Genomic DNA, 12,120 nt, shown 5'->3' with positions numbered 1-12,120 from the left:
TAATTAAAATATCTGAATATTTTCTTGATTATTTATTATTTTATTATTTTTATAATAGTTTGAAGAAAAAATTAAAAACAGCATCTCCAGCTGGTTCACAACCGCTTTAATGAATATCTCCGTTTGTTTGGCGATTTCAATTTTCGGAGTAATGCAATAAACTTTAATTTTTAAATCATTCTGATCGGAGCGTAAAATATTATATGCTTCCAAGCTGATTTTATCAATCAAATCGTGGTTGCCGATTTTATTTATCGGAAAAACCGCGCCCTCCCGGCATTGGCTATGCTCGCCTAAAGTTTTAACGCTATTTATGTCAATTATTTTAAACAAAACCCAGTCAACGGCGATGATGCTTAATACTTTTTCGGCAAAATATTTTAAAATGTTTTTAAAATCATTTTTGTTTTCCGGATATTTCTTCAATCCGCTGAAAATAGACCTGATTTCCTGAATCTGCACATTCACTTGGCCGATATGCTTAAAAGCTTCGTCCAGCCTTTCTTCAAGCGTTAGCCGATGATTTTCTGAATCTTTTAACGCCTCTAAATTTTTTTTAATTTCATTTTGATATAAAACATAAATGACATAGCTGACGATAAAAAGCAGGCCGATGATTATTACTTCTAAAGTTTCTTCATCAAGAATGGAAAAGCCTTGCCTGATTAGCCAGGGAGTAAGCAAAATTACAGCAACAATTATTATAAATAAAAAAATATAAAAATTTTTTAGCGCGATTATATTCTTTTTCATATTTTACTTAACATAAAATTCTTTTTTTATCTCTTCGTCGTCTTCCATTTTTTTGTCTTCAATTTTCTCTTTGGCTTGTTCGCGCAGCTCGCGCAAATCCATTTTATTCAATTCCAAGCTCCGTTTTTCCAAATAGGCTTTTTCATTCAACGACTGATCTTCAATCACTTCGGATAACAAGACGTCTAAAATCGCGCCGATTTTCGGCCCGGGCTCTATCTTTAAAACCTTCATTAAATCATCGCCGTTGATTTTCAGCATCTTAACCGAAACCGCGTCAAACCTGACTTTTTCCATCATATATTCAAGGTGGCGCAGTTTATACGGCTTGGCCTTAGGCACGCCCGAGCCTAAGCGGTCGGCAACGCGCAGATCAATCAAATCGGCTAAATTTTCTTCGCCGACTTTTCTGATTAGCCGGCGCACCGAACTTTCCGTGACCTCGCCGACATTATAATAAAACATATGGTTCCTGATTAAAGTCGTTATTTTTTCCGTGTCAGCGCTGGAAAATTTAAGCCTTTGCATAATTTTAGCCGCCACTTTGGCGCCGACCAGGTCGTGGTTATAAAAAGTGGCGTCGCCTTTAATCATCCTCTTGGTCTGCGGTTTGGCTATGTCATGGAGCAGCGAGGCGAATTTAACCTGCCATTTTTTATTGGGCGTGTATTTTAAAGACAAAACGCTATGCTTAAAAACCGTATAAACATGGTGCTTGTTTTGGTTAACGCCAACGCCGCGCTCCAGCTCGGGAATAATGTATTGTAATAGCTTGAATTCATGAAGCATCATTACGCCTTCATAAGCTTCGCCCGTTTCCATTATTTTTACGAGCTCATCGCGGATCCGTTCGCCGGAAATAAATTTAATGCCGCCGGCCATTTTCATGATCGCCCGTTCGGTCTTGCCTTCTATGGAAAAATTAAGCTGGCAGGCTAACCTGACCGCGCGCATCATGCGCAAAGCGTCTTCTTTAAACCTGTCTTCCGGCTCGCCCACGGCGCGGATAATTTTTTTCTTTAAATCTTTTTCCCCGCCAAACAGATCTGTAATTTCTTGATTTTCACCCGACAGCCGAAGCGCCATAGCGTTAACCGTAAAATCGCGCCGCGACAGGTCTTTTTCCAAACTGTCTTCAAAAGTAATTTTATCCGGATGCCGGCGGTCCGAGTAGCCTTGCTCCGAGCGGTAAGTCGTTATTTCTATTACATCTTGAGTTTCGCCGTTGGCCGATTTTATCGGCAATAAAACCGTACCGAAAATATTTTCGTATTTGCCTTGAGGAAATATTTCCAATATTTTTTCCGGCCGCGCGTTAGTCGTTATATCCCAGTCTTTAGGTATTTTTTCCATTAGTAAATCGCGCACGCAACCGCCCACGACGTAGGCTTCAAAGCCGGCCTGCTCTAATTTTTCCACTATATTTTTTACATAATCAGGGATCTGCATAAAAATACATAAAAATTTAAGGCAATTTACGCCTTAATTATAGCTAAAATATACAATAAATAATTCTTTATGTCAAAATATCCCAAAAATAAATAACCCCAAAAAAATGGGGTTATTTTTTATAAATTAGCATATAGCAATCTTTTAAATATGGCGGAGAATAATAATTATATTTTTAGTTGACTTACCCCCGAGAGAATAATATTATAAATTTATAAATTTGTATTTAAGCTATCTGCTAATAGCAGTAGTTAAATCAAAAATGTTATTCTCAAACGCGAGGGAGTACTTATAAAAATATTTTCTTACTCTCCAGACTATTTATCATATTAAAAACTTTAAAAATAGTCAAGACGTAAAATGCCTAACTTTTCAACTATTATTCCACAAGTTATTCACAATTTAAAACCTCTTCAGCCATTTTAAAATTATCCAGGCAATCAGGCCGCCGAGAACCGCGGTGGCGAATTGCGGCCAGCTCATCATCTCGGCCACTTTAACCGCCAACTCTTGCTTAAATAGCAAGCGGGTAATAAAGCCAACGCTTAAAAACAAAAAAACGAATTTTAAGGCCGCGCCGAAAATAACCCCCAGCCAATAGCCCCGGCCGCTGTCTTTAGCCTGATTATAAAACCAATCAACGGTTAAAATAAAAATTACGTTGCCGATCATAATAAAAGGCACGGTCGGCGCTAAAACCGCCGGGAGTAGCCCGCCGGCTAAAGCCATTAAGCTCGGCGCCAGCGCTACAACCATGGCGCTTCTTATGCCGGCTAAAAATAAAGTTAAAATTAAAATGGCGTTGACGATCGGGCCGGTTATCCATTGCAGATGGATAAAAAATGGCAGGAATAAAGCTAAGCCGGCCAGGCCGATAAACTCGCTTAAAGACCGGACGTTAACTTTTTCTAAAACTTCTTCTTTAATGATATTAAGCATATATTATGTAAATTATACTTATTGATTGGGCTAAATTTATTAAATTTTTGAACGAGGACTGTTTGAGGCCGCTTCAAGCGGGCGAGTTCCGCAGAAGAAAATTTAATAAATTTAGCCCAATCTATTATGAAATTAATAAATAAATATGCCACTTAAACCAAAGTAATCGCTCCGTGCTTACAGGCAGCAACGCAAGCCCCGCAATTTATGCAGATTGCCTGATCAACTTCAACTATTTTTTTTCGGCTGATCGCCTGAACCGGGCAAGCTTCAACACAGCCAGTACATGCCCCGCCGCAGGAACAGCTTGAGCATTTGCCGTCTTTAAAACAGCACTTTTCATAATCTATTTTTATCATATATTTACTCGGTTATAATTAAGCTTTTAGCTACGATGCCGTAGAGGCCGTCAAGCTTTTTAGTCAGCGCGCTGATTTCTTTGGCCGTGCCCTGGACCGCGACGGTAATCAGCCCGTAGCAATTACTGGCGCAAAGCGGCTGGACGTTAACGCCTAAGCGCGCCATAACTAAGTTGCCCTGTTCGCTCAATACTTTATTGACGTCGGGTGAATTGGCGTGGCGGTCTTTAACTAAAATCGTAATCGTGCCTAAATGTTTTTTCGTCGCCATAATATTTTAATTATTTTTTATCGTCTCTTTTTATACCCGGTATATAGCACCTGCTTTTTAAGCTTGCCTTTGCCTTCCAGCCATTTTAAAGCCTCGACCGCTTCTTCGTTTTCATGCGCCCGCCGAATTTTGCTTCGGCCGTCAATTTTATACAAAGCTTCCAGCCTTTTTTTCCTGATAGCCGCGTTGGTCGGAATCGGCTGGCCGCCGCCGCCGATACAGCCGTCCGGGCAGGCCATAACTTCTATATAATCATAGTCTTTAAGATTTTTTAAAATCGGCCCGATATTGCCGATGCCGTTAACGGCCGCGATCCTTAATTTTTTCCCGGCCATTTCAATTACAGCTTCCTTAACGCCGGCCTGGCCGCGCGCGTCCTTAAATTCTATCCGGCTGTTGCAAAGCTTTAATTTATTTTTGTCTTTTATTTCGGCGCAGACCGAGCCTTGGGCCGTAGTTAATAAATATTCCGCGGTCCTTAAAGCCGATTCCATGACTCCGCCGGTGGCGCCGTAAATCGCCGCCGCCCCGCTGGCCTCGCCTAAAGGATTATCGGCCGCGGCCGGCTTCAGCCGGCAAAAATTTATTTTGTTCTTTTTTATCAGCCAGGCTAATTCGCGCGTGGTTATGACGTAATCAACCGGCGGCTGGCCGTTAATTTTTAATTCGCTCCGATCGGCTTCAAATTTTTTGGCCGTGCACGGCATAACCGAAACCACTACGATTTTTTTCGGGTTAATCTTCATTTTTTCCGCCCAATAAGTTTTTATGAGGCCTCCGCTGTGCATTTGCGGGCTGCGCGCCGTGGTTAAATTCGGCATTAAATCCGGGCGGTAAAATTCAATATATTTCACCCAGGCCGGACAGCAGGAAGTGAACATGGGAAGAGTTCCGCCTGATTTTACTTTTTCCACTAGCTCCTCGGCTTCAACCATGGTAGTGATATCAGCGCCGAAATTCACGTCAAAAACATAATTAAAGCCTAGCCTTCTTAAAGCCGCCACGACTTGGCCGGACATTATTTTTCCATGCTCGGCGCCGAATTCTTCGCCGATGCTTACCCTGATTGACGGCGCGAATTGGGCGACCGTGATTTTGGATTTATCCTGCAAAGCTTTTTCCACCAGATGCCAATGGGCTTGCTCCTGGGCCGCGCCGACCGGACAATGCACGGCGCACTGGCCGCAATAAATGCAATCAACTTTATCGGCTTTTTTATGGATAAAAGGAAAAATGCTGGTTTCGCCAACCGGCACGACCTCTTGATTAATCCCCTTGCCTTTTAACTCCAAATAATTTATTTTCTGCAGCGTATTGCAAGCCTCCAGGCAATTGCGGCAGTCAATGCATTGCGTGCCGTCAATCTCCACCGCGTTGGCGAATTTATAAACCTTGCGCTTGGCTTTGCGGTCGCTGAATTTTGTTATTTCAATTTTATATTTATCGGCCAATTCCAATAATTTGCAATTAACCCGCCAAATGCAAGTCGGGCATTTTTCAATATGCTCGGCGAAAATTAATTCAATGTTTAAATTGCGCGAACGTTTTACCCGCTCGGTATCGGTCCTGACTTCCATGCCGTCTTCGGCTTGAGTTGAGCAGGAAGTGGCCAGGCCCTTGCGCCCGGCGATTTCCACCACGCAAATCCGGCAGTTGGCTTTAGGCGAAAAATCCGCGTGGCCGCATAAGCCGGGGATAGCAATCCCGTTGGCTCTGGCGGCTTGCATGATGGTTTTGCCTTGATCGCAGATTATCTCCCGGCCGTTTATTTTTAAATTTATTTTTTTCATTTATTTAAAATTGGATAAACATTTTTCATAAAGCTTTTTATGGCTATAGGCGCGGAGCCGCCGAGGGCGCAAAGCGAAGCATCGCTTAAATTATCCAGTAAATCATTAAACAGCTCCCAGTCAATATTCTCTTTACTGAATATTTCATTAAGCCGGTAAGTGCCTTCGCGGCAAGGCACGCACATGCCGCAAGACTCGTTGATAAAAAAAGTAAGCCAGTTTTTTATGACTTTTTTATAGTTATTTTTAGCCAAGCTATAAACGGCGACTGAACCGGCGCCCGAGACCTGCTTTTTAAGCTGGGCGCTGTTTAAGGCTTCGCCCGAGGCATTGCCGCCGATTTGCACGAAAAAAGGAAATTTCGGATAATTTTTAGTTTGCTTAAGCAGTTTTTCAATGGTTAAATTATCCGGCAGTTCATAAACTCCCTCGTTAAGGCAATCGCCGGTAATCGTATAAAATCTTTTATTTTTATATTGATCGGCCGCCGCTAAACTGACGTTATAAAAAGTTTCCACATTATTTATTAAAGTCGGGCAGTTCCATAATCCGGCGGTTGTGGGAAACGGCGGCTTTAACCTTGGCTCAATCCTTTTACCCTGAATGGTGTTTAAAACCGCGCTTTCTTCTCCGCCGATATAGCCGGCGTTGGCCGGCTTAACCGATATCTCAATCTTGGAATCTTTTAACAAAGCGGCTAATTTTTTATTTAACTTTTTATTATAACCATAATTTAAAAATATATAGCCCTTTTCGGCGTTTAAAAAATCAATGGCTATTTTCATGCCGTCTATCACTTTTTCCGGATAATGCTCTAAAATATAGCCGTCCTTAAAAACGCCCGGCTCGCCTTCAGCCGCGTTGCAGATGATATATTTTTTATCACCGACAGCATTTTTAACCGCCGCCCATTTCTGGGCCGTAGGAAAACCGGCGCCGCCGCGCCCGACTAGATTGGCTTGTTGAATTTTAGATAAGATATCCTGCATTATAGTAAATATTTTATTTTTATCATTATAAATAAACCGCCAACCCCTGTAATCACAAAAAAACAACCAAAAATTATAGACCAGACAGGGTTAATTAAAATTATATCTTTTTTAATTTTTTCTGGATTATTTATTTTATCAATCATTCTGCCTACTCCTTCGACACGGTTAAAAATATTTTCACTGTCTATTATCCCTTTATACAAAATTCCTTTATTTAGTAAAAGCCAAAAGCCGATCGCTAAGCTTACCAAAGAAAATGCATCAATAATTATCAATGAATCATTCCCGTCTACGATAGGAAATGTAAACACACCAATCAAGGTAAACAAAAAAATAGTAAAATATGTTTTAGGTATTACCAAATCTACATTATTAATTTTCATAAACTTAAATTAAACCTTTCTTACTAATATACTCGCATAAATCCGCCAGCCGACAACTATACCCCCATTCATTATCATACCAAGAAATAATTTTCAGCATATCGCCGCCGATAACTTTGGTTAAAGGTAAATCAACGATCGCGCTGGCCGGGTTGCCGATAAAATCCGATGACACTAAAGGCTCGTCGGTCGCGTCCACATAGCCTTTATAATTTCCGGCCGCGGCTTTTTTAAAAACTGCGTTTACCGCTTCCGCGGTCACCGGCTTTTCCGTAATATAAACCGTATCGCAAAGCGACACTACCGGAGTGGGCACCCTAAAAGACAAGCCGTCAAATTTTCCGATCAGCTCCGGCATGGTTTTAGCCGCGGCTTTAGCCGCGCCCGTAGTCGTCGGCACGATATTCACAGCCGCGGCGCGGGCCCGGCGCAGATCCTTATGCGGTCCGTCCACTAAATTCTGATCGGCCGTATAAGAATGGATAGTGGACATAATGGCTTTTTTAACGCCGAAATTATCCGAAATTATTTTGGTCACCGGCGCTAAGCAGTTAGTCGTGCAGGAGGCCATGGAAATAATTTTATCGTTCTTGGTTAAATCTTTTTCATTAACCGATAAAACGATAGTTTTGATATTTTCGTCATCAGACGGCTTGCCCGCCGTAGCTTTAGCGGAGGCGGGCGCGGACAAAATTACTTTTTTTGCTCCGGCTTTAAGATGCTCTCCGGCGCCAGCTTCATCTAAGAATCTGCCGGTGCATTCTAAAATAATATCAATTTTCAGTTTGCCCCAAGGCAATTTAGCCGGCTCTTTTTCCGCCAGCACTTGGTACTTTTTACCGTCCACTACCAAATTACCAGCCTCGGCGCTGACTTTTTTTTCATAAATCCCGTAGCAACTGTCATACTGCAACAGCTGCGCCAGCGCTTTAGTCTCGGTCAAATCATTAATCGCCGCGACATTAATGCCCTTTTTATTAAGCAAAGCTTTAAAAACCGCCCGGCCGATCCGGCCAAATCCATTTATTGCGATGTTAATCATATAATTTATTTATAAAAAATAATTATGTAATTTATTATAGCATAAATTCTTAAAAACAAAAAAACAGCCCAAAAATAAAAAACCCGCGGAAGAATAAAAATTCCGCGGGGAAAATGCTAAAGGGCAAAAAATTCGAAAAACGCTTAAAATCTAAGCGACCGAGGGCAACTCGCAGACGGCCAGAAAGCGAACATGCTCATCCCAGCTATCGCCGGGATTGAACTGGTAAACGTACAGGTGGCGCTCGCCGTTATTCTCACTAAGGCAAAGACTCCAGGACCGGCCCCCCTTGTCTATAAAAGATATAGCCAACTGGTGTTTCTTCTGCCGATCGGGTTTAGTCCAAGCGAAACGCAGGGCGGTAAGCGGATCCACAAACTTAAATCCGCCTTTATAGCCGAGCTCTTCGCCTCTCTGCTTAAGCGCGTTCGGCAGGTCGCTATTATACATCATTCGGCCGAAAGGCACTTCATGCACATCCCATATAGCCCGGCCGGTGCCGACAAGCGGAATTTCCGCGGGTGATAGTCCGACATATTTCCAGTCGAACTTATTCATTTCAATCGCCTTAGCGATCGCTTCCGGTTCATCATAATCGACCGGAATGAGAAAAGTGCTGATAAAATCCTGAAACCGCTTTTCCAGCAGTTCTGCGCCGATAAAATCTTGAAACCGCTTTTCCAGCAGTTCCACCCAGGCATCCCTTAAACCCGGACCGACTTTTTTGATAAACCGGTCCACTTCAGCGGTCGGGGTGTCTTGAAACACGGTTGACTTTAAAATACCGTGTCCTATCATCTCCTGTATTTTGCCGATTTGGCCTCGGCTAAGACCTTTGGATGGGGACAAATTCTTCATGGCGACATCCTCCTATGTAATTTGGGCTTGCCCTTTATTTCGACCCCATGCCGAAATATCAGGCTCGCAGTTAAAGGTACAATTTTGACCTTAATTTTTACCACGATATTAAATTTTTGTCAACCGTTTAAATAATTTTTGCTTATACTAAAAAAACAACATAATAACCCCCAGCCCCCTTTATCAAGGGGGACAAAAAAACAAAAACCCCGCTTTTGCAAGCCGGGTTATAATTTCTGATTAACTAAAAATTAAGCATAAAGCTTGGCAAACGGTTCCATGGACAATATTTCTTTTTCTTCAGCCTCGGTAATAACGGCGCGCCTTTTTAAAATTTCCACTAATTTTATCATCTTGGTGTCTTCTTTGCGCATCAATACCACTAAATCGCCGCGCAAATCCCCGAGCTTATCGTCAAGATAATCCTTAGTCACCATAGTAGCTTCAATTTTGCCGACCCTTCCTTCCAATCTGTCAAACCTCTCGTCAACTCTAGTTGAAAATTCATTAATAGCTTCTAAAATTTCATTTTTTGATGTTTCTTTTTCCATATTTCACACTATAGCATAATAATATTAAACGGACAATACTATTATTATAGCTTCTTTATTTTCCCGGCTTCAACTTCAACCACTCCGCCGGCTTCGCCATTGCCTTCGCTTAAGAGCACTTTCACCGTCTGCTTTAAAATATAGCGCGCTAAAACTCGCCCCTTTCGGCCTTCAACTTTTACTTCGCTGTCAATCGGCGGCAATTTTTCCGCCAGCTTTTTATAGCCGTCTTCTTCATAGGCCAAACAGCACATCAAGCGGCCGCAGATGCCGGAAATCCGTTCCGAGCCGCGGTGCACGCATTGCTGGAGCTCGGCCATTTCCGAAGTTATGGAATTAAGGTCGCCTAAAAAGCGGGCGCAGCATAGCGAGCGGCCGCAATGGCCGAAGTCGCCGCAAAATCTGGCTTCATCGCGGATGCCGATTTGCTGCAATCTTATACTGCGGCTAAAATGCTTGGTTAAATCTTTAACCAGCTCCCGAAAATCAATCCTGGAATCGGCGATAAAAGGAAAAGTGATTCTGGCGTCGTCAAAAGAGTAGTGCACGTCAACCAACTTCATGGGCAGCTGGTATTTTTCAATAATTTTTTTGCAGAAAGCGAAATCTTTCTTTTTCTGCTTTTCGTCCGGCAATTTTTTAAAATCAGCCGGTCCGGCGATTCTGATAATTTCTTTTATTTCCATAGCCGGCGCGCCATCTTCGGCCTTAGCCTTGATTTTTGTATCCGGCAAATCTTGGCAGCCGACTACTTTGCCGATCTCAACGCCTAATTCAGTCTTAACAATAACTTGATCGCCGATATTTACGGTAAAATCGGCCGGATCAAAATTATATCTTTTATCCCAAGGTGAAAATTGTACTTGGATTGCTTTCATATATAAATTACAGCGAGCGGATAATTGCCCGCGAAGCTATCTATGTGTGCTTATAAACTATACCTAATAAATTTCTCCACCTTGACGCCCCCGAGGATATCTTCAATTTTCTTTTTATCGTCTTTAATATACTCCTGCTTGACCAGGCAGACTTCTTCGTAGAATTTGGCCAATTTTCCCGGCATGATTTTATCAATCATATTTTCCGGCTTGCCCTCTTTTAAAAGCTGGGCCTTATAAATTTCTTTTTCTTTTTCAACTTCATCGGCCGGGACATCTTCCGGATAAATATATTTCGGATTAGCGGCCGCGATTTGCATGGCTAGGTCGTAGGCGATATCGCTTTGGCCTTCTTTATTTAAAGCTGCTAAGACGCCGATTTTCCCGCCCAAATGCGAATAAGCCGCTACCGTGCCGATGGCATTAAGCAGCTCATATCTTTTTATGTCTAATTTTTCGCCGATAATTCCGCTTAAGCTGTCTAAATTTTCTTTAACCGTAGCGCCGTCAATATCTAAAGCCATTAACTCGGCTAAATCTTTAGGCTGTTTTTCCCTAATCAACTGCATAATTTTTTCGGCAAACTCCTGAAACTTTTCGCTTTTAACCACAAAATCGGTTTCAGCGTTTATTTCTAAAATGTAGCCGGTCTTAGCGTCGCCGCTTAAAGCAACTTTAACCACGCCTTCGCCGGCTTGGCGATCGCTTCTTTTCGCCGCCTTGGCGATGCCTTTCTTTCTTAAAATTTCCACGGCCTTATTAATATCGCCGCCGGATTCATCCAGGGCGATTTTACAATCAACCATGCCGGCGCCGGTTTTATCGCGTAAAATTTTTATATTTTCCATATGTACATATATTGTCATTGCGAGGAGTTTTTTACTGTCATTCCGGCCCCCGAGCCGGAATCCAGGATTCAGTGCGATAAACAAGTTTCTGGATTGCGGGTCAAGCCCGCAATGACAAATTAAATTGCATCGCTCACAATGACAGATAATTTTATTATTTATTTTCTTTATTTTGAGCTTCCGCCTTGCCTTCTAAAATCGCTTCCTTAACTAAATTCATCACCAGCTTTATGCCTTTAGAGGCGTCGTCGTTAGCCGGAATGATATATTTAACGCCGTCGGGATTAACGTTGGTGTCGCAAACCGCCACTACTGGAATTTTCTTTTTTACAGCTTCGGTAAAAGCGGTTTTTTCTTTCTTAATATCCCAGATAAAAATTACATCCGGAGTCTTAGTCAGGCTGACTAAACCGCCGACGTTAGTTTCTAGCTTGGCGATCTGGCGGTCAAAATCCAGCCGTTCTTTTTTAGTATATTTATCCAATTTTCCGCCGGCTCTTTTCTCCGATAAATCCTTAAACTTTCTGATTAAATTTCTGATAATGGGAAAATTGGTTAAAAATCCGCCCAGCCATTTTGCGGAAACATAAGGCACGCCGGCTTCTTCGGCGGTTTTTTTCAAAATGCTTTTAACCTGCATTTTAGTGCCGACTAGAAGGATGGATTTGCCTTCGGCCGCCTGCTTTTTTAGATACTCTAAAGCTAGGCCCAGCATTTTTTGCGTCTTTCTTAAATCAACGATGTGCACGCCTTTTCTTGAGCCAAAAATAAAAGGCTCCATTTTAGGGTGCCATTTTGAGGTGCGATGCCCGAAGTGCATTCCGGCCTTAAGCATCTCTTCGATTGAAGGTAGTTTCATAGATGTTTTTCCTTTTTTACCCGCCCGTAGCTTTAGCGAAGGCGGGTACCGCCGAAGCGGTTTGCCTCTACTCCCAATTATTTCGCTAAAAGCGAAACAAGGAAAATTTTTACGGAAGTATGAGAGATTTAATAAATTAAAATTTTAT

The 12,120-nt window shown here is 42.2% G+C and carries 14 protein-coding genes; all 14 read right to left on the bottom strand.

Annotated elements, in window-relative coordinates:
- Positions 1 to 3: 3 nt before the first annotated feature.
- Entirely contained in the window at positions 4 to 753 is a 750-nt protein-coding gene (locus WC639_00290; protein MFA6306239.1) for a hypothetical protein, read from the bottom strand.
- Between the two features lie 3 nt (positions 754 to 756).
- Positions 757 to 2,202 carry a CCA tRNA nucleotidyltransferase gene (locus WC639_00285; protein MFA6306238.1) on the bottom strand — a complete coding sequence of 482 codons (1,446 nt, stop codon included), beginning with the start codon at positions 2,200 to 2,202 and terminating at the stop codon, positions 757 to 759.
- 402 nt (positions 2,203 to 2,604) lie between these two features.
- Positions 2,605 to 3,141, bottom strand: a complete 537-nt coding sequence (locus WC639_00280; GenBank protein MFA6306237.1) for a hypothetical protein — start codon at positions 3,139 to 3,141, stop codon at positions 2,605 to 2,607.
- 152 nt (positions 3,142 to 3,293) lie between these two features.
- Positions 3,294 to 3,500 carry a 4Fe-4S binding protein gene (locus tag WC639_00275; protein MFA6306236.1) on the bottom strand — a complete coding sequence of 69 codons (207 nt, stop codon included), beginning with the start codon at positions 3,498 to 3,500 and terminating at the stop codon, positions 3,294 to 3,296.
- Between the two features lie 4 nt (positions 3,501 to 3,504).
- Entirely contained in the window at positions 3,505 to 3,771 is a 267-nt protein-coding gene (locus tag WC639_00270; protein ID MFA6306235.1) for a hypothetical protein, read from the bottom strand.
- A 17-nt stretch (positions 3,772 to 3,788) separates the two neighbouring features.
- Positions 3,789 to 5,561: a [FeFe] hydrogenase, group A gene (locus WC639_00265; GenBank protein ID MFA6306234.1), complete on the bottom strand. Its 1,773-nt coding sequence runs from the start codon at positions 5,559 to 5,561 to the stop codon at positions 3,789 to 3,791.
- The gene (locus WC639_00260; protein MFA6306233.1) at positions 5,558 to 6,550 is read right to left on the bottom strand and encodes an NADH-ubiquinone oxidoreductase-F iron-sulfur binding region domain-containing protein; all 993 of its coding nucleotides are present in this window, start codon (positions 6,548 to 6,550) and stop codon (positions 5,558 to 5,560) included. Before WC639_00260 ends, WC639_00265 begins: the two co-directional genes overlap by 4 nt.
- The gene (locus WC639_00255) at positions 6,550 to 6,936 is read right to left on the bottom strand and encodes a hypothetical protein (GenBank protein MFA6306232.1); all 387 of its coding nucleotides are present in this window, start codon (positions 6,934 to 6,936) and stop codon (positions 6,550 to 6,552) included. Before WC639_00255 ends, WC639_00260 begins: the two co-directional genes overlap by 1 nt.
- 4 nt (positions 6,937 to 6,940) lie before the next feature.
- The gene (gene gap / locus WC639_00250) at positions 6,941 to 7,978 is read right to left on the bottom strand and encodes a type I glyceraldehyde-3-phosphate dehydrogenase (protein MFA6306231.1); all 1,038 of its coding nucleotides are present in this window, start codon (positions 7,976 to 7,978) and stop codon (positions 6,941 to 6,943) included.
- Between the two features lie 150 nt (positions 7,979 to 8,128).
- The gene (locus tag WC639_00245; GenBank protein MFA6306230.1) at positions 8,129 to 8,836 is read right to left on the bottom strand and encodes a hypothetical protein; all 708 of its coding nucleotides are present in this window, start codon (positions 8,834 to 8,836) and stop codon (positions 8,129 to 8,131) included.
- Positions 8,837 to 9,087: 251 nt separating this feature from the next.
- On the bottom strand, positions 9,088 to 9,387 hold the full coding sequence (locus tag WC639_00240) for a hypothetical protein (GenBank protein ID MFA6306229.1): 300 nt from the start codon (positions 9,385 to 9,387) through the stop codon (positions 9,088 to 9,090).
- A 44-nt stretch (positions 9,388 to 9,431) separates the two neighbouring features.
- On the bottom strand, positions 9,432 to 10,265 hold the full coding sequence (ricT, locus tag WC639_00235) for a regulatory iron-sulfur-containing complex subunit RicT (protein ID MFA6306228.1): 834 nt from the start codon (positions 10,263 to 10,265) through the stop codon (positions 9,432 to 9,434).
- Between the two features lie 50 nt (positions 10,266 to 10,315).
- Positions 10,316 to 11,113, bottom strand: a complete 798-nt coding sequence (tsf, locus tag WC639_00230; GenBank protein ID MFA6306227.1) for a translation elongation factor Ts — start codon at positions 11,111 to 11,113, stop codon at positions 10,316 to 10,318.
- A gap of 154 nt (positions 11,114 to 11,267) precedes the next feature.
- Positions 11,268 to 11,972, bottom strand: coding sequence for a 30S ribosomal protein S2 (rpsB, locus tag WC639_00225; GenBank protein ID MFA6306226.1), 705 nt, complete (start codon positions 11,970 to 11,972; stop codon positions 11,268 to 11,270).
- Between the last annotated feature and the right edge of the window lie 148 nt (positions 11,973 to 12,120).

This window comes from Patescibacteria group bacterium (assembly GCA_041662965.1).
In the GTDB taxonomy this organism is placed as follows: domain Bacteria; phylum Patescibacteriota; class Patescibacteriia; order Patescibacteriales; family GWC2-42-12; genus JACPHD01.
Note: the sequence above shows the minus strand (reverse complement) of the source record. Positions and strands in the feature narration are given on the sequence as shown.